General features: G+C 69.5%; 27 protein-coding genes and 4 pseudogenes. 22 read left to right on the top strand and 9 right to left on the bottom strand.

Going from position 1 to position 23,603, the window contains the following annotated elements; translation table 11 throughout:
* The first annotated feature begins 19 nt into the window (after positions 1-19).
* On the top strand, positions 20-235 hold the full coding sequence (locus GBA65_RS16705) for a hypothetical protein (protein WP_166397528.1): 216 nt from the start codon (positions 20-22) through the stop codon (positions 233-235).
* Between the two features lie 98 nt (positions 236-333).
* On the opposite strand, the gene GBA65_RS16700 is transcribed toward GBA65_RS16705, so the two are convergent.
* From GBA65_RS16700 to GBA65_RS16680, 5 genes are all read right to left on the bottom strand, one after another.
* Positions 334-510, bottom strand: coding sequence for a hypothetical protein (locus GBA65_RS16700; protein ID WP_166397527.1), 177 nt, complete (start codon positions 508-510; stop codon positions 334-336).
* Between the two features lie 101 nt (positions 511-611).
* Positions 612-941: a DUF3140 domain-containing protein gene (locus GBA65_RS16695; RefSeq protein ID WP_166397526.1), complete on the bottom strand. Its 330-nt coding sequence runs from the start codon at positions 939-941 to the stop codon at positions 612-614.
* 15 nt (positions 942-956) lie between these two features.
* A complete protein-coding gene (locus GBA65_RS16690) occupies positions 957-1,166 on the bottom strand; it encodes a hypervirulence associated TUDOR domain-containing protein (protein WP_166397525.1) in 210 nt (69 codons plus the stop codon).
* 87 nt (positions 1,167-1,253) lie between these two features.
* The gene (locus GBA65_RS16685) at positions 1,254-2,471 is read right to left on the bottom strand and encodes a hypothetical protein (protein WP_166397524.1); all 1,218 of its coding nucleotides are present in this window, start codon (positions 2,469-2,471) and stop codon (positions 1,254-1,256) included.
* A gap of 164 nt (positions 2,472-2,635) precedes the next feature.
* Complete coding sequence (locus tag GBA65_RS16680) at positions 2,636-3,571, bottom strand: hypothetical protein (RefSeq protein ID WP_166397523.1); 936 nt, start codon at positions 3,569-3,571, stop codon at positions 2,636-2,638.
* A gap of 380 nt (positions 3,572-3,951) precedes the next feature.
* Here GBA65_RS16680 and GBA65_RS16675 point away from each other — a divergent pair, with 380 nt between their 5' ends.
* Positions 3,952-4,644, top strand: coding sequence for a helical backbone metal receptor (locus tag GBA65_RS16675; protein ID WP_166397522.1), 693 nt, complete (start codon positions 3,952-3,954; stop codon positions 4,642-4,644).
* Here GBA65_RS16675 and GBA65_RS26690 read toward each other — a convergent pair.
* From GBA65_RS26690 to GBA65_RS16660, 3 genes are all read right to left on the bottom strand, one after another.
* Positions 4,641-4,805 carry a DUF2256 domain-containing protein gene (locus tag GBA65_RS26690; RefSeq protein WP_166397521.1) on the bottom strand — a complete coding sequence of 55 codons (165 nt, stop codon included), beginning with the start codon at positions 4,803-4,805 and terminating at the stop codon, positions 4,641-4,643. The two genes, GBA65_RS16675 and GBA65_RS26690, sit on opposite strands and share 4 nt — an antisense overlap.
* A gap of 63 nt (positions 4,806-4,868) precedes the next feature.
* Positions 4,869-5,231 carry a nitroreductase/quinone reductase family protein gene (locus GBA65_RS16665; protein ID WP_166397520.1) on the bottom strand — a complete coding sequence of 121 codons (363 nt, stop codon included), beginning with the start codon at positions 5,229-5,231 and terminating at the stop codon, positions 4,869-4,871.
* Positions 5,228-6,838, bottom strand: a complete 1,611-nt coding sequence (locus GBA65_RS16660) for an acyl-CoA synthetase (RefSeq protein WP_166397519.1) — start codon at positions 6,836-6,838, stop codon at positions 5,228-5,230. The genes GBA65_RS16665 and GBA65_RS16660 overlap by 4 nt, the downstream gene beginning before the upstream one ends.
* Before the next feature lie 147 nt (positions 6,839-6,985).
* Between GBA65_RS16660 and GBA65_RS16655 the strand changes: the two genes are divergently transcribed.
* The 13 genes and pseudogenes from GBA65_RS16655 to GBA65_RS16605 all read left to right on the top strand — a co-directional run bounded on the left by GBA65_RS16655 (position 6,986) and on the right by GBA65_RS16605 (position 16,692).
* Positions 6,986-8,161: an acetyl-CoA C-acetyltransferase gene (locus GBA65_RS16655; protein WP_166397518.1), complete on the top strand. Its 1,176-nt coding sequence runs from the start codon at positions 6,986-6,988 to the stop codon at positions 8,159-8,161.
* 64 nt (positions 8,162-8,225) lie between these two features.
* Positions 8,226-8,432, top strand: a pseudogene (locus GBA65_RS26685) (hypothetical protein); the annotation flags it as partial.
* Positions 8,411-9,133 carry an alpha/beta fold hydrolase gene (locus tag GBA65_RS16650; protein ID WP_207955844.1) on the top strand — a complete coding sequence of 241 codons (723 nt, stop codon included), beginning with the start codon at positions 8,411-8,413 and terminating at the stop codon, positions 9,131-9,133. The pseudogene GBA65_RS26685 and the gene GBA65_RS16650, both read left to right, overlap by 22 nt.
* A 79-nt stretch (positions 9,134-9,212) precedes the next feature.
* Positions 9,213-10,205, top strand: coding sequence for an SDR family oxidoreductase (locus GBA65_RS16645; RefSeq protein ID WP_166397517.1), 993 nt, complete (start codon positions 9,213-9,215; stop codon positions 10,203-10,205).
* A gap of 114 nt (positions 10,206-10,319) precedes the next feature.
* Positions 10,320-10,856, top strand: coding sequence for a gamma carbonic anhydrase family protein (locus GBA65_RS16640; RefSeq protein ID WP_166397516.1), 537 nt, complete (start codon positions 10,320-10,322; stop codon positions 10,854-10,856).
* A 73-nt stretch (positions 10,857-10,929) separates the two neighbouring features.
* Positions 10,930-12,113 (top strand): annotated as a pseudogene (locus GBA65_RS16635) (acyl-CoA dehydrogenase family protein).
* 79 nt (positions 12,114-12,192) lie between these two features.
* Positions 12,193-12,327 (top strand): hypothetical protein, encoded by a 135-nt coding sequence (locus tag GBA65_RS25440; RefSeq protein WP_266096503.1) that lies wholly within the window; start codon positions 12,193-12,195, stop codon positions 12,325-12,327.
* Positions 12,328-12,352: 25 nt separating this feature from the next.
* On the top strand, positions 12,353-12,817 hold the full coding sequence (locus GBA65_RS16630; protein WP_166397515.1) for an RrF2 family transcriptional regulator: 465 nt from the start codon (positions 12,353-12,355) through the stop codon (positions 12,815-12,817).
* Between the two features lie 115 nt (positions 12,818-12,932).
* On the top strand, positions 12,933-14,255 hold the full coding sequence (gene chrA / locus GBA65_RS16625) for a chromate efflux transporter (protein WP_166397514.1): 1,323 nt from the start codon (positions 12,933-12,935) through the stop codon (positions 14,253-14,255).
* Positions 14,240-14,782, top strand: a complete 543-nt coding sequence (locus GBA65_RS16620; RefSeq protein WP_166397513.1) for a Chromate resistance protein ChrB — start codon at positions 14,240-14,242, stop codon at positions 14,780-14,782. The genes chrA and GBA65_RS16620 overlap by 16 nt, the downstream gene beginning before the upstream one ends.
* Before the next feature lie 2 nt (positions 14,783-14,784).
* Positions 14,785-15,207 carry a chromate resistance protein ChrB domain-containing protein gene (locus GBA65_RS16615; protein ID WP_166397512.1) on the top strand — a complete coding sequence of 141 codons (423 nt, stop codon included), beginning with the start codon at positions 14,785-14,787 and terminating at the stop codon, positions 15,205-15,207.
* 62 nt (positions 15,208-15,269) lie between these two features.
* A complete protein-coding gene (locus GBA65_RS16610; RefSeq protein WP_207955843.1) occupies positions 15,270-15,911 on the top strand; it encodes an ABC transporter ATP-binding protein in 642 nt (213 codons plus the stop codon).
* A gap of 4 nt (positions 15,912-15,915) precedes the next feature.
* Positions 15,916-16,692, top strand: coding sequence for an ABC transporter permease (locus GBA65_RS16605; protein WP_166397511.1), 777 nt, complete (start codon positions 15,916-15,918; stop codon positions 16,690-16,692).
* 5 nt (positions 16,693-16,697) lie between these two features.
* On the opposite strand, the gene cysC is transcribed toward GBA65_RS16605, so the two are convergent.
* Positions 16,698-17,243, bottom strand: coding sequence for an adenylyl-sulfate kinase (gene cysC / locus GBA65_RS16600; protein WP_228281405.1), 546 nt, complete (start codon positions 17,241-17,243; stop codon positions 16,698-16,700).
* Between the two features lie 229 nt (positions 17,244-17,472).
* Here cysC and GBA65_RS26680 point away from each other — a divergent pair.
* The 7 genes and pseudogenes from GBA65_RS26680 to GBA65_RS16575 all read left to right on the top strand — a co-directional run.
* Positions 17,473-17,838: pseudogene (locus GBA65_RS26680) on the top strand (sulfite exporter TauE/SafE family protein); the annotation flags it as partial.
* A 71-nt stretch (positions 17,839-17,909) separates the two neighbouring features.
* The gene (locus GBA65_RS25435; protein ID WP_266096502.1) at positions 17,910-18,365 is read left to right on the top strand and encodes a sulfite exporter TauE/SafE family protein; all 456 of its coding nucleotides are present in this window, start codon (positions 17,910-17,912) and stop codon (positions 18,363-18,365) included.
* Positions 18,366-18,461: 96 nt separating this feature from the next.
* Positions 18,462-19,106: pseudogene (locus GBA65_RS26675) on the top strand (sulfotransferase-like domain-containing protein); the annotation flags it as partial.
* Positions 19,107-19,229: 123 nt separating this feature from the next.
* Complete coding sequence (gene sat / locus GBA65_RS26670) at positions 19,230-20,459, top strand: sulfate adenylyltransferase (protein WP_407691107.1); 1,230 nt, start codon at positions 19,230-19,232, stop codon at positions 20,457-20,459.
* A 76-nt stretch (positions 20,460-20,535) separates the two neighbouring features.
* Positions 20,536-20,739: a hypothetical protein gene (locus GBA65_RS16585; protein WP_166397509.1), complete on the top strand. Its 204-nt coding sequence runs from the start codon at positions 20,536-20,538 to the stop codon at positions 20,737-20,739.
* Between the two features lie 159 nt (positions 20,740-20,898).
* Positions 20,899-22,344 (top strand): sulfatase, encoded by a 1,446-nt coding sequence (locus GBA65_RS16580; protein ID WP_166397508.1) that lies wholly within the window; start codon positions 20,899-20,901, stop codon positions 22,342-22,344.
* Positions 22,345-22,648: 304 nt separating this feature from the next.
* A complete protein-coding gene (locus tag GBA65_RS16575; RefSeq protein WP_166397507.1) occupies positions 22,649-23,536 on the top strand; it encodes a sulfite exporter TauE/SafE family protein in 888 nt (295 codons plus the stop codon).
* Positions 23,537-23,603 lie beyond the last annotated feature (67 nt).

Raw genomic sequence — 23,603 nt, 5'->3', positions numbered from 1 at the left:
CGCCCGTAGAATGGGCGGCGTGGAGGAGGCGCGTTTTAAGCTCGTGGCTGTGACGTTCTTCGGGCAGAAGGAGGTCGCCCGCTTCTCGACCCTCGAAACGGCCGAGCAACGAGCATCCGAGATGAACGAACACGCGGAGAGAAACCCGCGCGGCTACGCACAGTACGTCGTGCGCCCGCTGGAGAGCCGCGGAAACGAACGCCCCTCTACGGCGGACCATCCCCCCGGCGGTTGAAAACACCCGATCGCCCCGGCGCCCGCACGGACCGGAAGCCGGCCCTCCGAAGCGCTCTCATAGCTCGGGTGCGGAAGTACCGGGGAGGCTAGAGCTCCCTACTTGGCTTGCTCCGGGTCGATAGGTGCCCCGGCCCGGGCGCAAGCGGTGCAGTTGGCCTCCTTGCGGGTGGTGAGCCAATCCTCGTCGTCGATCGGCCTGCCGCAGTACGTCTCCCTCAGCTGGGGCTTGGCCACGTGCACCCTGCCGATGCCGTTGGCCTGACGAATATTCACTTCTGATACGTGTCGTGTGTCATGGCCTCATAGTACCCCGTCCGGGACGGACACACGCCGCGGATCGGGCACTGCACGCGGGGCGAGGGCCGCCCCGGTCGCTACTTCAGGGGGTCGTGTCCCCAGTTGAGCAGGCTGTAACGCCAGTTCGAGTCCTCGACGTCCTTGCTCGGCCCCTGCGCCTGATGGCGGTGAACGTAGCTCACGACGCGCCGCATGTGGTCGATGTCGTCCTCGGTGTAGTCGCCCTTGTTCTTCTCGAGGATCTCCACGATCCTGCGCCCCGACTCGTGGCCCTTCGACTCGCCCCCGTCGTCGGACTGGCCGACGGACTTGGATTCGTCGGTTTGGAGCCACTCTTCGAGCTCCTTGGCGCCCATGTTGACCGCCTCGTTGAACTCCTCTACTACCTGCTCGTTGCTCTTGGCCACGCTAGCGGTCTCCTCCTAGGCCTTCTTCAGTGAATCGGGCTTGTGGGCGGCGCGCTTGCCGCTCTTCTCGCTCTCGACGACGTAACGGGGATCGTCGTCGGAGGCGGCCACGGTCTGGCCCTCCACCTCCGTGCGGGAGGTCAGCTTCTCGACCACCTTGCCCTGCGTCTTGCCCTGCGGCGTGTTCCACTCGACCTTGTCGCCCGGCTTGAAATCGTCGGCCACCGCGCCTCCTACCGTCGCTGGTTGCGCCCGAGATCGGGCGTTTCCGCGGGATCTTACCCGAACGGGCGGAAGCCAAAATGAAGGCTCTTACAGTCCCTTGCTTCGACGGGAGCGGTGGACCAGGGCGGCGAGCAGCGCGGCGCAGGACGCAGCGCCGCCGATGCTCCAGGAGAGGGGCGGACCGCCGGTGTCGGGGAGGACGGCCTCGTCGGGGCGCGTCGCGGCGTCGGCGGCCTCGCTGGTCTGGGAGGCGAGCTCGCCGTCGGCCTCGTTTATGACGCCGTCCTCGTTTATGTCCTCGCCGTTGGCGGGGTCGTTGGCGGCGGAGTAGGAAGCTTCTATCACCAGCCCGTCCTCGGATACCTCCGAGCCCTCGTCCAGCACGAAGCTGGAGAGCTCCGTGCCGCGGCTCCTCAAGACCCTGTAGTCGAACGGCTCCCCGGCGGGGAAGGGGACCTCGGCCGTGTTGACGGCGTCGGGGCGGCACTCGGGGTAGCCGGCCTCCTCCACGACGGTCGCGTCCGTGGTGCAGATCACCCCGCCGTCGCCCACCGAGCTCTCCACGTAGAAGGAGTAGTCCTCGGGCACCTCGCCCTCGATCGAGAGCTCGAAGACGACGGTCGCCTCCTCTTCGGAGACGCCCGCCACGGGCTCTACCTCGCCCACCTCGAGGAGCGCGGGCCCGCCCTCGATCTCGCCGCCCTCGTAGCCGGGCACCGGCGCGCCGTAGACCGTGACCTCCTCGCCGACGTAGGCGTCCAGGTCGACGTCCTCGCTCGTGAGGGCGTAGGGCGTGCCGGTCTCCTCGTCCGTTATGGCGTGGGTGCCGTACATGTACGTCGTCATCTGGGGCTTCTCGACGACGCCCGTGGCGGAGACGGGGCCGCTCGAGGCCGCCCCCTCGTCGCCGAACGAGGCGGTGGCCGAGAACGTCCGATCCCCCTCGACGGCCGTGCTGCCGAAGTCCCTTATGACGGTCTCCGGCGCCCCGGGGGAGGGCGCCCCGTCGTCGCCGTAACGCACGCCCTTGCCCTGCAGGATCACGACCACGTCCCGCTCGTCCGGGGTGTACTCCACGCTGCCGGTGTAGACGCCGTCGCCGTCGGCGTCGGTGAGCTGTTCCCGCACGTCGCGCATGCCCGACCCCACCTGCCCGAAGAACGTCGCGTCCGCGGGGGGGAGCCCCTCGATCGTCAGCTCGAACTCGAGCGTGACGGGCTCCTGCTGCGTGGTCTCGGATTGGGCGAAGCCCGGGACCGCAAGGGCAAGCGTCATCGCAGCGACGAGCAGAAACAACCTCTTCATAGCAGCACCTCCTTCCGAACCCTAAGGCTCCCGCCACGCGCTGCAAACGTCGTGCGCGAGCCGGCCACGGTCAGCATATTTTATGGCATTCACCCTAAATCGTGCCCCGCCGCGGACGAAAAGGTCGGCTCATGCTGGGCCGACCAGACTACCGAAGGGGGTGTTCAGCGGTACGCGCGGCGGATGAGGCAGCCTCCGCCCACGAGCAGCGCACCGGCCAGGAGCGGCAGGACCGCGCCGCCGGTGTTGGGGAGGGTGGCCTCCTCCGGGGCTTCCTCGGCCGCCGCGTCGCTGGTCTCGGCGGCGAGCTCGGCGTCGGCCTCGTCCACGGCGCCGTCCTCGTTCAGGTCGACGCCGCCCTCGGGGTCGCCGCCGTCCTCGTGCTCATCGCCCGTCGCCGGGCCGAAGGAGACGCTGGCCGGGAACGAGTTGCTCTCCTGCAGCGGCGTCACGCCGAAGTCCTGCAAGACGGTCGTCGGTTCGCCGGGAAGCTCGCCCTCGGCGTTCGGGTTCGTCCCCGTGCCTTGCACGATCCGGATCGGGAACGCCAGCGGCTCGGCGTCCGGAGGCAGCGGCCTGAGCCCCGGCGGGAACCTGTCGGGTATGGTCGTGGAGCCGGCGTAGACGCCGTCTCCGTCCGGGTCGGTGAGCGGCACGAAGATGCCCGGCCCGCCCTCGCCGGTCTGGATGTTGCCGAAGAAGGTGGCGCCGGCGGGGGGCGTCCCCTCGACCAGGAGCTCGAACGAGAGCGTGGCGGCCTCGCCCGGCTGCGGGGTCTCGACGGGCTCCCCGATGCCCGTCACCTCCAGGACGCTCTCCGCGCCCCCGCCGGAGACGAGCGTGCCGCGTACGGTAACCTTCTGGCCGTCGTCGTAGGCCCCGAGGTCTACCGCACCGCTCCTGACGAGGTACTGCTGGCCGGTCGCCTCGTCGCTCAGAAGATGGCTGTAGGAGCCCGGCGGGGAGACCGGCGAGAGGTACCCCGTCGCCGAGACCTCCCCTCCGCCGTACTGGTTCCCCTGCGCCAGCGCCGGTGGGAGACCCATCCCAAGGATCAGCAACGCCAGCGTCCCCGCCAAGACCGCCAACCTCTTCGCCATCACCGTCTCCTTCACACCGATCGCGACGCCGCCCCGGGCCAGGAGTGCCCGCTTCGCATGGAAGCAAGCTCCTTCGACTTCGGTGGTCCGACGCCGAGGCATGTTAGAGGATCAGAATAACAAAAAGGTTACACGGAGCAGACGTTACGGTAACGCCGAAGGGGCGGCTCGACCGATGCATGCGCAGGCGAGAGGGGGCCGGTCCGCTCGGGCCGGCCCCGAGCGTGGGACGAAGGGTGGTGGGCTTGCGTAACAACGAGATTACGGGACGGGGCCTGTTCGGTGACGCTTCGGGTTGTGCCGGGGTATGCTCTGCGCGTGGTTCCGCGACGCATAATCAGCCTGGTGCCCAGCCTCACGGAGGCGCTCTTCGCCTTCGGGTGGGCGAGAAGGTGGTGGGGAGGACGCGGTACTGCACGCAGCCTCCGCGCCGCGTCGGCGGGGTGGAGAGAGTCGGGGGGACGAAGAAGGTCGACGTCGAGCGCGTGTTGGAGCTGGAGCCGGACCTCGTGGTCGCGGTCAGGGAGGAGAACGCGCGCGAGAGCGTCGAGGCGCTACAAACGGCGGGGGTCCCGACCTTCGTGGGGGCTCCGGAGACCGTCGAGGAGGCCCTGGAGATGCTGCGGGAGCTGGCCGTGCTCGTCGAGGCGCCCCGGGCCGACGCGGTGATCTCCCCGATAGAGCGGGTGTACGAGGGGTTGCGCGGGACGAGACCGCCGAGGAGGCCCCGTCTCTTCGTGCCCATCTGGAAAGGGCCTTACATGGGCGTCGGTTCGGACACCTACGTTCACGACGTCGTCGAGGTCTCGGGGGGCGAGAACGTTTGCGGGGGGCGCACGCGCTACCCCGTCGTCTCGCCCGAGGAGATCGAGGCCTCCCAGCCCGAGGTCATCTTGTTGCCGGACGAGCCCTACCCGTTCTCGGCCGAGGACCTCGCGGAGTTCTACGCGCTGGACGTCCCAGCCGCGCGCGAGGACCGCATCCACCTCGTCGACGGGAAGCTTCTCACCTGGTACGGCCCGAGGATGGCGGGGAGCCTGCGCCAGCTCTCTGCGCTGCTGGGGCTATCCTAGGAGGCCCCTGTTCGCCTCGCCGCCTTCGCCCGCGAGCGGCAGCGCTCGCTGCAGTAGGTGACCGCTTCCCAGTCCTTCTCCCACTTTTTGCGCCACCTGAAGGGCCGCCCGCAGACGGGACAGGTCTTCTCCGGCAGGTCTCGCTTCTTCGTACCTCGCACGTGACCCAGTCTAGGTCGGGGCGGCGGGTCTCGACGTACGCCCTGACACGCGAGCCGGCGCGCTTATCCCCTCTCCAGGTCCACGGCGATCGGCAGGGCGTTTCGGCGCCAGTTCGCGAGGCGGCCCGGGACCCTCTCGTACTTCTCGACGAGGAGGCGGCGGGCGAGGTCGTCCTCCCCGTCGTCCGCGGGGTCGCGGGCGCGGCCCGAGAAGGTCACGCCGTCTATGCGGACCGTGACGCGCGGGTCGCGGCGGAGGTTCTTGACCCAGTCGGCGCGGTCCCCGCCGCCGGAGAGCATGTAGAGGGTGTCGCGCTCGGGGACGAGGGCGAACCAGATCTCTATCTCGTGCGGGCTGGCCGTTACCCTGCCCGTCGTGGTGAGGTAGCAGTACTCCTCGGCGGCGAGGCGGGCGGGGTCGGTCACCCCGTCGCCCGGGCGATCTCCCGCTGGCGGAGCTCGACGCGGCGGATCTTGCCGCTCGTCGTCTTGGGGAGCTCGCCGATAAACTCGATCTTGCGCGGGTACTTGTACGGGGCGGTCTGCCCCTTGCAGAAGTCCTGGATCTCCTTTGCAAGCTCGTCGGAGGCCTCGTAGCCCGAGCCCAGGACCACGAAGGCCTTGACGACGGAGCCGCGGTCCTCGTCGGGGGCGGGGACGACGGCGCTCTCCACGACCGCCGGGTGCTCTATGAGGGCGCTCTCGACCTCGAAGGGACCGATGCGGTAGCCGGCCGAGAGGATGACGTCGTCGGAGCGGCCCATAAACCACAGGTACCCGTCCTCGTCCCTCGTTGCCCGGTCGCCGGTGAGGTAGTAGCCGTTCCTGTAGACGCCCTCGGTCTCGTCGGGCTGCTCCCAGTACTCCTTAAAGAGGACGGGGACGTCCGGGACGAGCGCGATGTCGCCGGGCTCGCCGGGCGGGCAGGGCTGGCCCTCGGGGTCGAGGAGCCGGACGTCGCAGCCCGGGGAGGGCTGGCCCATGGAGCCGGGCCGCACCTCCACGCCCGGGAAGTTGCCGACGAGCAGGGTGTTCTCGGTCTGGCCGTAGCCGTCGTAGATCGTCAGCCCGTGCAGGGCCTTCCACCGCTCGATGACGGGAGCGTTGAGGGGCTCGCCGGCCGAGACGGCGTGGCGGATCGAGGAGAGGTCGGCCGCTTCGAGCTCCGGGGTCTTCGCGAGCAGGCGGTACTCGGTGGGGGCCTGGCACAGGACGGTTATGCCGTAGCGCTGGATGAGGTCCAGGCGCCCGGAGGGGTCGAAGCCGCCCTCGTGGACGAAGATCTCGGTGCCGAGGCTCCACGGCCCGAGGAAGACGTTCCAGATGCTCTTCGCCCAGCCCGTGCCGGAGGTACACCAGAGCCGGTCGCCCTCCTGGAGGTCGAGCCAGTAGCGGGCCTGCATCCTTTTCGCGTGCGTGTAGCCGTGGGTGTGCAGGACGCCCTTGGGGTGCTTTGTCGTGCCGGAGGTGTAGAGGAGGAAGGCGCCCTCGCCCGAGGCGGTGTCCCCGGCCTGGAAGCCTTCGGAGGCCGCCTCCGTGAGCCCCTCGTAGGAGTCCCAGCCCTCGTGGTCCGTCCCCACGGAGACGAAGGAGCTCAGGTTACTCACCTCGGCGCGGATCTTCTCGGTCTCCTCGATGCCCTCGGGGCCGGAGATCATGGCCACCGAGCCCGAGTGCTCGGCCCGGAACTTGAGGTCGCCGGAGCGGAGCTGGGGGGCGCAGGGGATGGGGATCGCGCCGAGCTTGAGCAGCCCGATCAGGATCACGTGCCACTCCGGCACCTTGCCGAGGAGGACCATCACCCGGTCGCCGCGCGCCACGCCCAGCTCCTTCAGGGCGCTGGCGAGGCGGTCGGAGGCTCGCGAGAGGTCGCCGAAGGTCAGGCGCCGCTCGTCCCCGTTCGCGCCGAGCCAGGTCATGGCCGGACGGTTCGCCTCCCACGCGTCGATCACGTCGCGCCCGAAGTTGAACCTCTCCGGCGTCTCCCATTCGAAGCCCGCGTACGTAGACCCGTAGTCCCCGATGTTCGCCACGTCTCCTCCTTAGGTCGCCCTTGATCTTCCCCCGATTGGGCGCTGCTGTGCCTCATCTTACTAGAAGGACGATCCTCGGCCCTACCATTCATATATAAACTGGAGGTTCGAGAAGTAGCGGGGATCGAGAGCATTGGAGGCGTAGCGGTGGAGCGTGCGGTGGTGTTGGGGGCGGCGCGGACGCCGTTCGGCAAGTTCGGCGGGGCGCTCTCCCCTTTGAGCGCGCCCGAGCTCGGCGGGGCCGCGATCCGCGGGGCGATAGACCGCGCCGGGATCGAGGACGCGGAGATAGGACACTCGGTCTTCGGGATCGTGCTGCAAGCAGGTGTCGGGCAGATCCCGAGCCGCCAGGCCAACCGCCACGCGGGGCTCCCGTTCTCCCTGACGACGGAGACGCTCAACCAGGTCTGCGCCTCGGGCCTGAGGAGCGCGACGCTGGCGGAGACCATGATCCGCTGCGGCGACTACGAGGTGGTCCTGGCCGGCGGCATGGAGAGCATGTCCGGCGCCCCCTACCTCTTGCCCACGACCCGCTGGGGGGCGCGGATGGGCGACGCAAAAGCCCTGGACGCGATGATGCACGACGGCCTTCTGGACGCCTTCGAGAGCGTCAACATGATCCGCTTCGGCTCCGACGGGGCGAGGGACGCGGGCATCTCCCGGGAAGAGCAGGACGAGTGGAGCTACCGCAGCCACATGAGGGCCGCCTCCGCCACCGACGAGGGCCGCCTCGCGGAGGAGATCGTCGGGGTAAAGGTGCCCGGCAGAAAGGGCGCCGTGAGCTACGTGGACCGCGACGAGCCCGTCCGCCCCGACACCACCCTGGAGAAGCTGGCCTCCCTGAACCCTCTGGACGAGGGGGGGACGGTGACGGCCGGCAACGCACCGGGCGTGACGGACGGGGCGGGGGCGCTGGTGCTCGCGAGCGAGGGCTACGCCGAGCGGCGCGGCCTCGAACCCCTGGGGACGATCGTGGCGCACGCGAAGGTGGCGGAGGAGCCGTCGAGGCTGCACACCGTCCCCGGCAACGCCGGCAGGCTCGCGCTGGAGAAGGCCGGCTGGAGCGCCGGGGACCTGGACCTCGTGGAGGTGAACGAGGCCTTTGCCGCGGTCGCGCTGAACTCCTCCAGGATGCTCGGCGTCTCCGAGGAGAGGACGAACGTCAACGGCGGGGCGGTGGCTCTGGGCCACCCGATAGGGGCCTCCGGCGCCCGCATCCTGATGACGCTGATGTACGAGTTGAAGCGCAGGGGCGGGGGCCGCGGCCTCGCGGCGATCTGCTCCGGCGGCGGGCAGGGCGACGCGGTGCTGGTAGAGGTCTAGCCTCCGGGGTAGATACCCCCGCGTCGTATTCGGGACCACTGCCCCGCGCTTCGCGCCGGCGACGATGGGCCCGATCGAGCAGGCGAGAAGACCCCGAACGCGGCGACGCCGGGGCTTGCTAGGGGTACCTCCCGAACGTGAATGTCGAAGAGCGCACGGTGCGGGTCGGCGGGACCGCCACCCGCTACATGACGGCGGGGAGGGGCCGCCGCTCGTCCTGCTGCACGGCGTCGGGACGAGCTCCCTCGAATGGAACCGCGCGATGCCGGCCCTGGCGCGCGGACGCCGCGTGTACGCCCCGGATCTGCTGCAGCCCGAACGGGGAGGGACCACGCGGGATTCTCGCCGTCTTCTCTGGCGGGCTTCGTCGCGGAGTTTATGGATGCCCTGGGGATCGAGCGCGCCCCCGTCGTCGGGAACTCGCTCGGCGGCCTCGTGTCCTTGCGCCTCGCGCTCTCCCGCCCCTCCCGCGTGAGCGCCCTGGGCCTCGTGGACAGCGCCGGGCTCGGACGGGAGGTCACCCCGCGCTCGCCTCGGCGACGCTCGCCGGCCTCGGTGAGGCGGCTATCTTCTGGGCGAAGACCCCGGCGGCGCGGCTCAGCGGTCCCTGGGGAGGGCCCCGCTCCTCTTCGCCGTCCCCACCTCGGCCCCGCGGAGTGGTTGGCGGAGCAGGCCCGGCTGGGCCTCTCGAACGGCTTCATGGAGACCACGCTGGCCGCCCTGCGCTCCCACATCGGCCCCGCGGGCCAGAAGGGGAGCGAGATCCTGCTGGACGAGCTCCCCCGCCTGGAGATGCCCACGCTCGTCGTCTGGGGGGCGTTGGACAAGGTGGTGCCCCTGCGCCACGCCCACGACGCGGTCGCCCGCCTGCGGCACGGCAACCTGGAGATCCTGCCCGGATGCGGGCACCTGCCGCACGTCGAGTGTCCGGGCCGCTTCGCGGAGGTTCTGAACCGCTTCCTCGACGGCTAGGGACGCACGGACCGCTTGTGGGTAGACACCCCCTATCCGTCTCGGAGGGGACGGTGTTTCGACTAACGGGAGGTTTCGGATGGCTCGCGGTCTAGACGGTTCGATCGTGGTGATTACGGGTGCTTCGAGCGGCATCGGGCGGGCTTCGGCGAGGGCGTTCGCCGAGAAGGGGGCCTCGGTGGTGCTCGCCGCCCGGCGTGAGGGGGCGCTCGACGAGGTGGCGGCCGAGTGTGAGGCGAGGGGGGGACGCGCCCTCGCCGTGCCGACGGACGTGACGGACCTTGCGGCGGTGGAGGGGCTCGCGCGCCGGGCCGTCGAGGAGTTCGGACGCATAGACGTGTGGGTCAACAACGCGGGGGTGATCTCCTTCGGAAGGTTCGAGGAGCAGCCGCCGGAGGTGAACCGCCGCGTGGTGGAGACCAACCTGCTCGGCGCGATGCACGGGGCCCAGGCCGCGCTCCCCGTCCTCCGGCGCCAGGGCAGCGGGGTCCTCGTGAACGTCTCCTCCGGTTTCGGGCTCGTGGGCTCGCCGTACCAGGCGGCGTACACGGCGACGAAGTTCGGCCTGCGCGGCTTCTCCGAGGCCCTGCGGGGCGAGCTACGGGGGACGGGCGTGAGCGTCTCCTGCGTCTTCCCGGGGGCGGTCGACACGCCGGCGTACCGCTACGCGGGCAACTTTTACGGACGCTCCCTGGGGCCAAAGGGCCGCATCCTGCCGCCAGAGAAGGTCGCCCACGCGATCGTGCGCAACGCCCGGCGCCCGCGCCGGGAGGTCGTCGTGGGGAGCAGCGTCCGGGCGCTGGAGGCGCTCCACGCCCTCTCGCCGGCGCTCTACGAGCGGGCCATCACCCGCGGCGTCGAGGGAGGCTTCTTCCGGGAAGGTCCCGGGGAGACCGGCCCCGGCAATCTGTTCGAGCCGGACCCGCTGTGGACCTCGACGGACGGCGGCTTCAACGAGGAGGCGAAGCGCGCGGCGGTCGGTGCGGGCCGGCGCAACGCGGGCCGCGCCGCCGTCGCGGTCCCCGTGATCGTGGGGGCCGCGCTGCTCGGCCGGCGGCTCCTCTCGCGCTAGGGCGCGAACGGGAGGGCCCTTGCGGGCGTCGTGCCCTCCCGGTAACTTGGGCGCCGGAGCTCGGAGGACCTTCCCCGGCCCCGACCTGCCGGGCGATCCCCAAGGAGAGGCGAGATGACCCACAGAGAGAGCGTGTTCCCGTACGGCGACCGGCTGCCGGAGGTCCACCCTTCGGCCTTCGTGGCGCCTGGGGCTTACTTGATCGGGAAGGTGCGGGTGGGGGAGGGCTCCAGCATCTGGTACGGGGCCGTGCTGCGCGGCGACCTCGACGAGATCGTGGTTGGGGAGCGCACCAGCATCCAGGACAACGCCGTCGTCCACATGGACGCGGGGTTCCCGGTCACCATCGGCGACGATTGCGTCGTCGGCCACGCGGCGGTCGTGCACGGCTGCGAGATCGGGGACCGCTGCCTCGTCGGCATGAACGCCACGATCCTCACCGGAGCGAAGATAGGCGAGGGCTCCGTCGTCGCCGCGGGCGCGACCGTCCCGGAGGGCCGCGAGTACCCGCCCCGCAGCCTCATCGTCGGCGTCCCCGCGAAGAGGGTCAGGGAGGTTACGGAGGCGCAGACGGAGGACATCGCCCGCGGCGCCCGCTCCTACGTCGAGCGCGGCGCCGAGCACCGCGAATCGCTGGAGCGCGGCGCCTAGCCCGTCCGGGGGCGCGGGGGGCGGTCCTGTGTAAAGCTTCCGGCGAAGGGCACCGTCAGGACGGAGGACCGCGATGAACTTCGAGCTCACGGGCGAGCAGCGCGAGATCAGGGACCGGGCGGCGGAGTTCGCCGACCGGGAGGTAGCGCCGCTCGCGGCGGAGCTGGACCTCGAGGACCGGGTCCCGTTGGATCTTTTGGAGAAGCTCGCGGAAGCCGGGTTCATGGGGCTGTGCGTGCCGGAGGAGTACGGCGGGGGAGGGGCGGACTTCCTCTCTTACGCGCTGATGCTCGAGGAGATCAGCCGGGCCGATGCCGGCGTCGGGGTGACGCTCGCCGTGCACACCAGCGCGGGCACCCTGCCGATCCTGGAGTACGGCACGGAGGGCAGAAGGAGCGCTGGGTGCCGGAGCTCGCCGGCGTCGGCCGCCTCGGCTGCTTCGCCCTCACCGAGCCCGAGACGGGCTCGGACGCCTCGGCGATAAGGGCAAGGGCGGAGAGGGTGGAGGGCGGCTACGAGCTCTCCGGGCACAAGCAGTGGATCACCAACGGCCGCGCCGCCGGCACGATGATCGTCTTCGCCCGCGCCGAGGACGGCGTGACGGCCTTTCTGGTGTCCGCCGACGCCGCGGGCGTCTCGTGGGGCAAGCACGCCCGCAAGATGGGCGTGATCTCCGCGACCACGGACGATCTGCACCTGAGCGGCGTCTTCGTCCCCGAGGAGGACCGGCTCGGGGGGGAGGGGAGGGGGCTGGGCGTCGCCCTGGGGACGCTTGACGGCGGCAGGATCGGGATAGCGGCCCAGGCTGTAGGGATCGCCGAGGCCGCCTTCCGGTACGCGGCCCGCTACGCCTCGGAGAGGACGACGTTCGGCAAGCCGATCGCCGAGCACCAGGCGGTGGCCTTCAAGCTCGCGGACATGCAGACGAAGATAAGGGCCGCGCGGCTCCTGACCTACGAGGCCGCGTGGGCCAAAGACAGGGGGATGCGCGTCACCGAGGCGGGTGCGAGGGCGAAGCTCTACGCCTCCACGGTGGCGAACGAGGTCGCCGACGAGGCGTTGCAGGTCCTCGGTGGGCAGGGGTACATGAAGGACCATCCCGTCGAGCGGTACTACCGGGACGCCAGGGTCACGGAGATCTACGAGGGCACCAGCGAGATACAACGGCTGGTGATCTCGCGCGGCATCCTCGAGGAGATCGCCGGATCTTTAGAATCTCCGGGCGGCGTGCGGGGCTCGCGGCCGGTCGTCGGCTGACCCGCGGCGACGAAGCTCCGTGGTCTGGCGTAGAATCCCCGTAGGATCTGCGGAGGATAAACAGGAAGAGGAGGCTCTCTTGTCCGAGTACGTTCAGTTCGGGTTGGCGATGGCGCTGATGATCGCCATCCTGCTCGGCTCCTACTGGTTCGTGCTGTCGCCGAGCCGCGGCGAGAAGCAGCAGGCGAAGGAGAGCGACCGGCAGGCGAACTGAGAGCCGGGTAGCGGCAGGGGGCGAGATGCAGGTTTCGGCCCGAGCCGACTACGCGCTGCGCGCGGCGTCGGAGCTCGCGCGGGCCAAGGTCGAGGGGACGGGACCGCTCAAGGGCGAGCGGATCGCCGCGGCGCAGGGCATCCCCAAGAAGTTTATGGAGAACATCCTGCTCGACCTCAAGCACCACGGCCTCGTCCGCACCCAACGCGGCGCCTCCGGCGGCTACTGGCTCGCCGTGCCGGCCGCCGAGATCACGCTCGCCGACGTCATCCGGGCCGTCGAGGGTCCCCTCGCCAACGTCAGGGGCGAGTGGCCCGAGGCCGTCGAGTACACGGGCTCGGCCGAGAAGCTGCGGGAGGTCTGGATCGCCGTCCGCGCGAGCCTTCGCACCGTCCTGGAGACCGTTACCCTCGCCGACCTCGTCGAGGGCTCCCTGCCCCCGGTCGTCGAGGGCCTCACCCGCAACCCCGAAGCCTGGGTGCACCACTAGGAGGGCGCGGCAGCAGCCGACCCCTCGCCCGAGCCACCCATCCCTCTCTTGACGCACAGAGTAACCACGGTTACGCTTTTGCCGTATTGCCTACCGAACCAGTAGAGAGGTGAAGATGGGAACCAAGGTTACCGATGGCGCGGGGACGAAGGCGGTCGGTTTCTGGGAGGCGTTCCGGTTCTGGTTGAAGCTCGGGTTCATCAACTTCGGGGGGCCTGCGGGGCAGATCGCGATCATGCACCGGGAGTTGGTCGAGAGGAAGCGGTGGGTCTCGGAGGGGCAGTACCTGAGGACGTTGAACTTCTGCATGCTGTTGCCGGGGCCGGAGGCTCAGCAGGTGGCCACCTACATAGGATGGCGGCTGCACGGCACCTTGGGCGGGATCGTGGCCGGGTCGTTCTTCGTGATCCCCTCGATCTTCGTGCTGCTGCTGCTCTCCTGGCTCGCCGTTGCCCACTCGGACGTGCCCGCCGTCAACGGCCTGTTGTACGGCGTGCAGCCGGTGGTGATCGCGATCGTGGTCGAGGCGGTCTTGCGGATCGGGAAGCGAACGCTCAATCACGGCCTCCTCCTGGCCTTCGCGGTCGCGGCGTTCGTGGCCCTCTACTTCCTCTCCGTACCCTTCCCGATCGTCGTGCTCGCCGCGGCCGTCGGGGGGCTCCTCCTCTCCCGGGCGGTGCCCGGGGCATTTCGCGCGGGCGGGCACGGCTCGGAGGAGGAAGAGGGATCAGCCCTCGACCGAACCGACTCGGGCGGCAGGCCCTCGTTCTCGCGCAACCTCAAGACGCTCGGGGTCTTCTTTGTCCTCTGGGCCGTCCCCGTGGGCGCGCTGTACCTGTGGCGCGGCGGGGAGGACGTGCTGTTCAAGGAAGCCTTGTTCTTCACGGGGGCGGCGTTCCTGACCTTTGGCGGGGCGTACTCCGTCCTGAGCTACATCTCCGACGTAGCCGTGAACGGCTACGGGTGGCTCACCGCCGACCAGATGGTGCAAGGGCTCGGGCTCGCGGAGTCCACGCCGGGGCCTTTGATCATGGTCACCCAGTACGTCGGCTTCATCGGCGCCTGGAACGACCCCGGCCCCTTCTCCCCGCTCTTCTACGGGACCCTGGGGGCTCTGACGACGACGTACGTGACGTTCCTGCCGTGCTTTTTGTTCATCTTCCTGCTCGCCCCGTATATCGAGCTTCTGTCGAACAACCGCCTGTTGCGCGCGGTCCTCGTGGGGGTGACGGCGGCGGTTGTCGGCGTGGTCGCGAACCTCGCGGTCTTCTTCGCCACGCAGGTCCTGTTCCCCGACGGCCTCTCCCTCGCCGAGCTCGACGTCTTCGCCCTCGCGGTCGCGGTCGTCTCCTTCGCGGTCTTGCAGAGGTTCAAGGTGCCGATCTACCTCATGGTCCCGGTCGGCGCCCTCGTCGGGATGGCATGGACTCTGCTGTAGGGCGGGGCGCGGGGGCGCGCTGGCTCCTGCTGGTCTACCGGCTCCCGCGCGAGCCCTCCCGGCACCGGGTGGCCGTGTGGCGCAAGCTGAAGGCGCTCGGTGCCATGTACCTCCAGGACGGGGCGGCCGTCCTGCCGGAGAACGACCTTACGCGGGAGCAGCTGGAGTGGCTCCAACTGCGCGTCCGCGAGGCCGGCGGGGAGGCGACACTCTGGGAGGCCACCCCGAACACGACGGCGGAGCGCGAAGGGCTCGAGGAAGCCTTCCGCGCCTCCCGGGAGGAGGTCTACGCGGAGATCGTCGAGGCCGCCGGGCGTCTGCGGCGCAAGGCCGAACTGGGGGGCGACTCGGACGGGATGTTGGAGGAGCTCAAGAAGTTGGAGCGCGACTTTCGGGCCGAGCGGCGCCGGGACTACTTCCGCTCGCCGCGGCGCGAGGAGGCGGCGGAGGCCCTGCGAGGGGCGCGGCGGGTCCTGGTGGACGGGGCTTCCTCGCGGGGCGGGGCCGGCGTCGGGGAGGTGTCGTAGCGTTGCGCTGGGCCACCCGGCGGGGCTGCCACGTGGATCGGACGGCCTGCGCCTGGCTCGTGACGCGGTTCTTGGACCCGGAGGCGGAGTTCTCCTTTTTCGGGGACCCGGCCGAAGCCCCCGAGGGGGCGGAGCTTTTCGACGTCGCCGGGGCCCGGCTCTCGCACCGGGGCGACGACTGCTCGTTCGAGACGTTCCTCGTGGAGTACGAGCACCTCGGGCGGGACGCCACCCTGCGTGAGATCGCGGAGATAATCCACGACGCCGACCTCCTGGACGAGCGCTACGGGCGGCCCGAGGCGGAGGGGCTGGACGCTATTATCAGGGGCATGCAGCTCGCGTCGCCCGACGACCACGCCCTCCTACGACAAACCGGACCCGTGTTCGACGGGCTCTACGCCTACCTGAGCCGGGAGGCGCCCTGACCCTCAAGATCGAGGCGAAGGGGCTCCGGTACGCGGTTGGGGGCGCGGGGATCCTGAAGGGCGTGAACCTGGCCGTCGGACGGGGCGAGGTCGTCTGCGTGACCGGTCCTTCGGGCTCCGGCAAGAGCACCCTGTTGCGCGCCCTGAACCGGCTCGTGGAGCCCGACGAGGGGGAGGTCTATCTGGACGGGGTCCCGACGAAGACGATGGACCCTCTCGCGCTGAGGCGACGGGTCGGCATGATCTTCCAGCTCCCCGCCCTCTCCGGGGAGACGGTCGAGGAGGCTATCCTGTACGGCCCGCGGCTCCTCGGGAGGGGAGCGGACGTCGCGGACCTTCTCGGGGCGGTGGGGCTGGACCCCGAGCTCGCCTCGCGGAGCCCGCAGAGCCTCTCCGTCGGCCAGCAGCAGCGCGTCTCCATCGCGCGGGCCCTGGCCCTGGAGCCCGAGGTGCTGCTCATGGACGAGCCGACGAGCGCGCTCGACGAGGCCGCGCGGGACAGGATCGAGGGTCTCGTGAGGGACCTGAACCGGCGCGAGGGCCTGACCTTCGTGATCGTGAGCCACGACCTCGGGCAGGTCGAGCGGCTGGCCGACCGGGTGGTCCTCGTGGACGCGGGGCGCACCGCGGGCGAGTGGGACCGCGACGAGTTCGACGGCGGGGGGAGCGAGAAGGTCAGGCGGCTCGTCTCGGGGAGGTCTTGAGGCCTTGGAGGGCCTCGGCACCGTCGCCTCGGCGCTCCTGGCCCTCGGGCTCGTCGCTGTCGCAGTGGCCCTGAGCTTCTACGAGAGGCTGGACCTCGAGAAGGACATCGGGGTCGCCGTGGTCCGCTCGTTCGTGCAGCTCGCCGCCGTCGGCTACGTGATAGAGCTCGTCTTCGGGCTGGAATCCCTGGGCTACGTGCTGCTGCTCCTCGCCGTGATGGTCGGCTTCGCCGGGTGGACGTCGGCGCGGCGCGCTCGCGGGGTGCCGCGCGCGCTGCCGCTGGCGACGGTCTCGGTGGGGGTCGCGGCGGTCTGCACCCTGGGGCTCCTGCTCCTGCTCGGGGTGGTGCCGCCGACGGGGAGGTACCTTATCCCGCTCGGCGGGATGGTCGTCGGCAACTCGATGAACACCACGAGCCTTACGCTCGGCATGATCCGCGACGACGTACGGGCCCGGCGCCCGGAGATCGAGGCCTCCCTGGCCCTGGGGGCGACGAGCCGGCAGGCCGTGGCGCCCATCCTGAAGAGCTCGTTGAGGAACGCGATGATCCCGCTCGTAGACTCCACGAAGACGGCCGGGATCGTCTTCCTCCCCGGCGCCATGGCCGGCATGATCATCGGCGGCGCCGAACCCCTGGAGGCGGTGCGCCTCCAGATGGTGGTCCTCTACATGCTCCTCGGGAGCGTCTCCATCGCCGCCATCATCGCGGGGCTCCTCTCCTACCGCTCCTTCTTCACGGGGCGCCACCAGCTCCGGGCCACCCTTACGGGCGCGGAGTAGGCTCCCTACGCCGGCTCCAGGTACCCGAAGAACTCGAGCTTCTCTACGACCTTGCGCGCGCTCTCCTCGGGCTCCTCCTCGTTCGTCTTGAGGACTAGGTCGGGGGCGGCGGGGGCCTCGTAGGGGTCGGAGACGCCGGTGAACTCCTTGATCTCCCCGGCATAGGCCTTCTTGTACAAACCCTTCACGTCGCGCTCGGCGCAGACCTCGACCGGCGCGTCCACGAAGACCTCGACGAAGTCTATGATCCTGCGCCGCACCTGGTCCCGAACCTCCTTGTACGGCGAGATCGCCGAGACGATGACCCCGACGCCGTTGCGAGTCAAGAGGTTCGCCACGAACCCGATCCTCAAGACGTTTATGTTCCGGTCCTCCCGCGAGAAGCTCAAGCCCTTGGAGAGGTTGGTCCTGACGATGTCCCCGTCGAGGACCTCGACCCGTCGCCCTCTCTCCCTGAGCTCCTTCTCGACGATCTCGGCGATCGTGGTCTTGCCGGACCCCGACAACCCCGTGAACCACAACGTAAACCCGCGCTCGCCCTCTCTCTGCACGCCAGATCCCTCCCTCGACATCTCACGCTCGCCTTCGGTCGCCGGGCAGTCTACAAAACGCCGGCGCATCTGTCCCCACGGCCTCCCGGAGGCAGAGCCCACTCGACGAGCCCCTCCAGAGCAGGCACCGGGGCCGCCGCTCTCGCTTGACTCCTTTGCCGCGCCTGCTAGGATACCCAAATCCTAAGTAAGTTGGTAGACAAAGTGGTTTGGGTAGAGGAGCGTGTCGATGCGGAATTTCGTGATCCTTGCTTTGTTGGGTTTGGTCGCGCAGTTGGTAGACGGGGCGCTCGGGATGGCGTACGGGGTAACGTCGACGACCCTGCTCCTGACGGCCGGCATCGCGCCCGCGCTCGCCTCGACCGCGGTCCACCTATCGGAGGTGGGGACGACGCTGGTATCGGGGTTGTCGCACTGGCGGTTCGGGAACGTGGACTGGTCGAAGGTCGGCTGGATGGCGGTGCCGGGCGGGATAGGCGCGTTTCTGGGGGCGGTGGCGCTCAGCTCCCTTTCGGCGGAGGCGGCGGAGCCTCTCGTGGCCGTCTTCCTCTTCTGCCTCGGCGTGTACGTCCTGGCGCGCTTCTCGTTCAGGAGGCACGAGAGGCCCGTCGTCGTCAGGCCGGTGGCGAGGAGGTTCCTCGCGCCGCTCGGGTCTTTGCCGGGTTCATGGACGCGGCCGGCGGCGGCGGTTGGGGGCCCATCTCCACCCCGACGCTGCTTTCTTCGGGGAGGATGGAGCCGAGGAAGATCATCGGCACGGTGGATACCAGCGAGTTCGTCGTTGCGGTCTGCGCGAGCCTCGGCTTCTTCTACGCCCTCAGCTTCGCGCAGGTGCCGTGGGGCGTGGTCGCGGCACTCCTCGTCGGCGGCGTGATTGCGGCCCCGATCGCGGCGTGGGTGGTGCGCATTCTTCCGACGCGCATCCTCGGGACGGCCGTCGGCGGGGTCATCCTGATCACGAACATGCGCACCTTCATCAACGCCATCGGCCTCGACGCGCAGCCTGCCTTCGCCTACCTCGTCTACGCCCTCATAGTGGCCGTCTGGATCGCGGCGCTCGCGTTCGCCATCGTCGTCGTCCGGCGTGAGAAGAGGCGCGCGGAGGCGCCCCTGCCGGCATAAGGGGCAAACGGTGGTACCCCGGGGGGCCCACGACGGGCCCCCCGACGTCGTATTCCAGGAGGCCATGAAGTTGCGCAAGACGGAAGGGGTAAAGCTGTGAGGAACGAGAAGCCCATCGCTCTGTGGTCCGTGCCGCGTTCGATCTCCACCGCGTTCGAGAGGATCTTTATAGAGCGGGAAGACTTCGAGGTGTTGCACGAACCTTTCTCCGCCGCCTACTACCACGGCGAGGAACGCCCGAGCGACCGCTTCGCGGACGAGCCCCCGAGACCCGGGCTGGATTACGAGAGCGTGCTGGAAGAGGTCCTGCGGCCCCGCGAGAAGCGGGTCTTCCTGAAGGACATGGCGTACCACGCGAGGCCGCTCCTCGGCCCCGAGTTCGCCTCCCGTTTCGTGAACACTTTTATCGTGCGGGACCCGAAGTACGTGATCGCGTCGATGCACAAGATGTGGCCGGACTTCACCCTGGAGGAGACGGGCTTCGAGAGCCTCTATAACCTCCACCGCTACGCCGGCGACGCCGGCGAGGACGTCGTGGTCGTCGACGCCATGAGCTTCTCGGAGGACCCGGCGGGGGTGCTGGCCGCCTACTGCGAGCGCGTCGGCATCCCCTTCCGCGACGACGCCCTCTCCTGGCAGCCGAGGGAGGTGAAGCGGTGGGACGTCTGGGAGGGCTGGCACGACGCCGCCGAGAGGAGCGTCGGCGTGAAGCGGGCCGAGCGCCGGGACCCCATGCTGAGTGGCGAGCTCGCCGAAGCCTACGAGCGCTGCCTACCCTACTACTACGCGCTCGAGGCCGAGGCCATCCCGGCGCGCCGCGCCCGGCGCCTGGCGGCGGTCTCGGTGACCGCGCGGAACGGCTCGGTGGGGGAGGCGCGCGGCACCGGGAGGGCGGAGTTCGAGGGGAAGGAGCTCGTCACGCCCCACGGGGGCGCGCTCGTGGACCGGCGGGTCCGCGAGGAGGAGGCGCTGGAGCTACGCGAGGAAGCGGCGGGGCTCGGCGGTGTCCGTTTGGGCGCGCGGGCGCTCTCGGACCTGGAGATGATCTCGACCGGCGTCTTCTCGCCGCTCGAGGGCTTCATGGACCGCGACGACTACGAGAGCGTCGTGGAGACGATGCGCCTCTCGGACGGCACGGCGTGGAGCATGCCGATCACGCTGCCCGTGAGCGAGGCGGCGGCCAGCGGCCTCAGGGAGGGCTCGCGCGTGGCGCTCCTGGACGGGCGCGGGGAGCCCGCCGCGATCCTGCTCCTGGAGGACCGCTACCGGCACGACAAGGAGCGCGAGGCCGGAGAGGTCTACGGGACGACCGACGCCGAGCACCCCGGCGTCGCGCACCTCTACCGCGCGGGGGACGTGCTGCTCGGCGGCGAGATCACCCTGCTCCGCTCCCCCGACCGGGGACGGTTCCCGAACCATTACCGCGAGCCAACGGAGGTTCGGGCGCTCTTCGCCGAGAAGGGCTGGAAGAAGGTGGTCGGCTTCCAGACCCGAAACCCCGTCCACCGCGCCCACGAGTACATCCAGAAGAGCGCGCTGGAGACCGTCGACGGTCTGCTCCTCAACCCGCTCGTCGGCGAGACCAAGCCCGACGACATCCCGGCCGACGTGAGGATGCGCTCGTACGAGGTGATCCTGGATCGGTACTACCCCAAGGACCGGACGGTGCTCTCGGTCTTCCCGGCGGCGATGCGCTACGCCGGGCCGCGCGAGGCGATTCTGCACGCCCTCTGCCGCAAAAACTACGGCTGCACGCACTTCATCGTCGGGCGCGACCACGCCGGGGTGGGCAGCTACTACGGCACCTACGACGCCCAGCACGTCTTCGGGGAGTTCGAGGGGGAGGAGCTCGGGATCACGCCGCTCATGTTCGAGCACACCTTCTTCTGCCGGGAGTGCGCCGGCATGGGCTCCTCGAAGACCTGCCCGCACGAGCCGGCCTCGCACGTCTTCCTCTCCGGCACGAAGGTCCGGGAGATGCTGACGAGGGGCGAGCACCCGCCGCCGGAGTTCTCCCGCCCCGAGGTCGTCGAGGTCCTGATAGAGGGCCTGAGGAACGGCTCGCCGGATGGAGCTCCCGGCACGAGGGGATGAGACGCCCCGGTAGGGGAACCGTGCCATCGCGGCGAGCGACACGAGAACGCCAGGCCGAAACACCGAGGAGGGCGGCGTGATCAAGTGGGAGCTGGATCTCTGGAACGAGCTCTGGGAGCGCTCCGAGAACCGGCGCTCGGAGGAGGCACGCGGCGAGCGCCCGGACGCCGCACCCATCTTGCACGGACGCTGCGACGCCCCGCAGCGTCCTCACCCCCCCGTCCCACCAAGTCGCGTCGACCCGGACGGGGGGGACGCGCACGGCCCGACGAGCCGCTAGCCCCTCCGCCCATTCGCCTGGCTGAGCCCAAGAGGTTGTGCCTCCCAGCATATCTTCCGGGAAATATTCGATGGGCCCTTGACGGTGAGCGACCGGGACGTGTAAGGTGCGCGTTGCACACTAAATAGGTAGACAAACAAGACATTCAGGAGGAACGAGTTGAACCAGGATCGACCCAACGTAGTGGTGATCGTGGCGGACACTTTCCGCAGGGATCACCTGGGGGCTTACGGGAACGGGAGCATCCGCACTCCCCACCTCGACGCGTTCGCGCAGCAATCGGTGGTGTTCGACAACCACGTGATCTCTTCTTTCCCGACGATGCCCGCCCGGGCGGACATCCTGACGGGGACGTTCTCGTACACGCACATGGGCTGGGAGCCGCTTCCGCGCCACCTGGCGACCCTGCCGCAGGTGCTCTCCAGGGCCGGTTACACGACGATGGGGATCGTGGACACCCCGTTCTTCGTCCGCAATGGCTTCGGGTACGACCGCGGCTTCGACGACTTCATCTGGGTCCGGGGCCAGGGCGACGACACCAGGCCCGAAGAGCGCTCCGACATGCGCTCGACGTGGCGCTCCGAGGAGGACCGGATGGTGGCGCGCACGATGACCGAGGCCGAGCGGTGGCTCGAGCGGCACCACGACGAGAACTTCTTCCTCTACGTGGACACGTGGGACCCGCACGAGCCGTGGGACGCCCCCGACTACTACACCGCACAGTACCGCGAGAACTACACCGGGGAGAGCATAAATTACCCCTGCTACGGGAAGTGGGAGGACGCCGGCCTCACGGAGGACGACGTTAACCTCTCCCACGCGGGGTACTGCGGCGAGGTCACGATGGTGGACTTCTGGATCGGGCGGCTGCTGGCGAAGCTCGACGCCCTGGGCCTGCGTGAGAACACGCTGGTCTTCTTCACCTCCGACCACGGGTTCTACTTCGGCGAGCACTGCTACTTCGGCAAGGCCGAGTGGGTGCACGAGCCGGAGGCGTCGGTCACGGAGGACTCGTCGGTGCCCGAGTGGCTGACCGAATCCTGGCTCCTGACCGTCCAGAGGTCGCCGCTCTACAAGGAGCTGACCAACATACCCCTGATGGTCCGCGGGCCCGGCCTCGAGCCCGGCCGGCGCGCGGCGATGACCACCGCCCCGGATATCGCGCCGACGATCCTGGAGCTCGCCGGGCTCGCGGGCTTGCCGGGCACCATGTCCGGCGAGTCGTTCCAGGAGGTTCTAGCCGGGACGGAGGAAGAGCACCGGGAGTTTGTCGTCAGCTCCTGGCCGCTGTACCTGGCGGAGGGCGAGATCACCACGGCCGTCGACTCCAAGCCGCGCAGGATCGCCGACTACATGCCGATCACCGTGACCACGCCCGAGAGGGCCGTGATCCTCGGCGGCCCGGACGACGAGCCGGAGCTCTACGACCTCACGGGCGACCCCGGCCAGGGGAGGAACGTGTGGGGCGAACGAAGCGGCGAGGGCGAGGCGCTCTGCGAACGCGCCATCTCCTTCCTCGAGGACGTCGGCACGCCGGAAGCGTACCTCGCCCCCCGCCGCAAGGCGCTGGAAGCGTGGGGAACTCCCAAGAGAAAGAGCGCGTAGCCCGACGAAACCTCGACGGCACGGCAACGAGGGCGGTCCCGTTATCGGGGCCGCCCTCGTTGCAGGCGAAGCAAGGAGGACCGAAGGGTTCGGCTCAACATTTCCCGAAGGCGCTCAGGCCCCTCGGCGGCGGCGATGCGTAGCACCTGACCGAGGTAAGGCCCCTCCTACGGCTCTGGAGGACGGTCCGGCGTACGAGTTTTTTCGGCGGCGGCCCGTCGCGGCCTTGACACACAGCATCGGGGCGGCTACCTTCTATCTCTGCAAAGACGGTAGACAAAGTTATTATCAGGAGGGGCGGTCAATGAGGAGCTTGTTCGTACTTGCGGTGGTGGGGTTGTTGGCCCAGTTGGTGGACGGGTCTCTGGGGATGGCGTACGGGGTGACTTCCACGACGTTGCTGCTAACGGTCGGGGTCGCGCCTGCGCTCGCTTCGGCGAGCGTGCACATCGCGGAGGTGGGGACGACGTTCGTGTCGGGGTTGTCGCACTGGCGGTTCGGGAACGTGGACTGGTCGAAGATCCTGTGGATGGCGATACCGGGCGGGATAGGCGCGTTCTTCGGCGCGATCGCGGTGAGCTACGTCGCGGCCGAGCTGGCGGAGCCGTTCGTGGCCGTGTTCCTGTTCGCCCTCGGGGCCTACATCCTGGCCCGTTTCTCCTTCAGGCGCAGGGAGAAGCCGGTGCGGGTCAAGGCCATCCCGGGCAAGTTCCTCGGTCCCCTGGGGCTCTTCGCGGGGTTCATGGACGCGGCCGGCGGCGGCGGTTGGGGTCCCATCTCCACCCCGACGCTGCTCTCCTCGGGGCGGATGGAGCCGAGAAAGGTCGTCGGCACGGTGGACACCAGCGAGTTCGTGGTCGCCTTCGCCGCCAGCGTGGGCTTCCTGCTCGCGCTTAGCTTGTCCGAGATCCCCTGGGGCATCACGGGCGCGTTGCTCGTTGGCGGGGTCATCGCCGCGCCGATCGCGGCCTGGGTCGTGAGGATCCTGCCGATGCGCATCCTCGGGACGGCCGTCGGCGGCGTCATCCTCCTGACCAACATGCGGACCTTTATAAACACCATAGGCATCGAGGGAGCGGCGGCTTACGTGATCTACGGCGCCATCGTGGTGGTCTGGATCTCCGCGCTGGCGTTCTCCATCCTGGTGAACAACGAGGAGAAGGTCGACGTGGGCGAGGGCCAGACGGCCTAAGAGGCGACGACAAGAGATCCCTCGCGCGGAGAGGGCGGGCGCCACAAGCCCGCCCCTCCGCGCTTCT

The sequence above is a fragment of the Rubrobacter marinus genome, from assembly GCF_011492965.1.
Taxonomy (GTDB): Bacteria; Actinomycetota; Rubrobacteria; order Rubrobacterales; family Rubrobacteraceae; genus Rubrobacter_F; species Rubrobacter_F marinus.
Note: the sequence above shows the minus strand (reverse complement) of the source record. Positions and strands in the feature narration are given on the sequence as shown.

Coding starts and splice junctions, on each gene's coding strand:
- GBA65_RS16685 (WP_166397524.1), bottom strand. CDS start 2,471: ATGAAGAGGTTGTTTCTGCTCGTCGCTGCGATGACGCTTGCCCTTGCG.
- GBA65_RS16680 (WP_166397523.1), bottom strand. CDS start 3,571: ATGGCGAAGAGGTTGGCGGTCTTGGCGGGGACGCTGGCGTTGCTGATC.
- GBA65_RS16650 (WP_207955844.1), top strand. CDS start 8,411: ATGGAACCGCGCGATGCCGGCCCTGGCGCGCGGACGCCGCGTGTACGC.
- GBA65_RS16645 (WP_166397517.1), top strand. CDS start 9,213: ATGGCTCGCGGTCTAGACGGTTCGATCGTGGTGATTACGGGTGCTTCG.
- GBA65_RS16640 (WP_166397516.1), top strand. CDS start 10,320: ATGACCCACAGAGAGAGCGTGTTCCCGTACGGCGACCGGCTGCCGGAG.
- GBA65_RS16630 (WP_166397515.1), top strand. CDS start 12,353: ATGCAGGTTTCGGCCCGAGCCGACTACGCGCTGCGCGCGGCGTCGGAG.
- chrA (WP_166397514.1), top strand. CDS start 12,933: ATGGGAACCAAGGTTACCGATGGCGCGGGGACGAAGGCGGTCGGTTTC.
- GBA65_RS16620 (WP_166397513.1), top strand. CDS start 14,240: ATGGACTCTGCTGTAGGGCGGGGCGCGGGGGCGCGCTGGCTCCTGCTG.
- GBA65_RS25435 (WP_266096502.1), top strand. CDS start 17,910: ATGGACGCGGCCGGCGGCGGCGGTTGGGGGCCCATCTCCACCCCGACG.
- GBA65_RS16575 (WP_166397507.1), top strand. CDS start 22,649: ATGAGGAGCTTGTTCGTACTTGCGGTGGTGGGGTTGTTGGCCCAGTTG.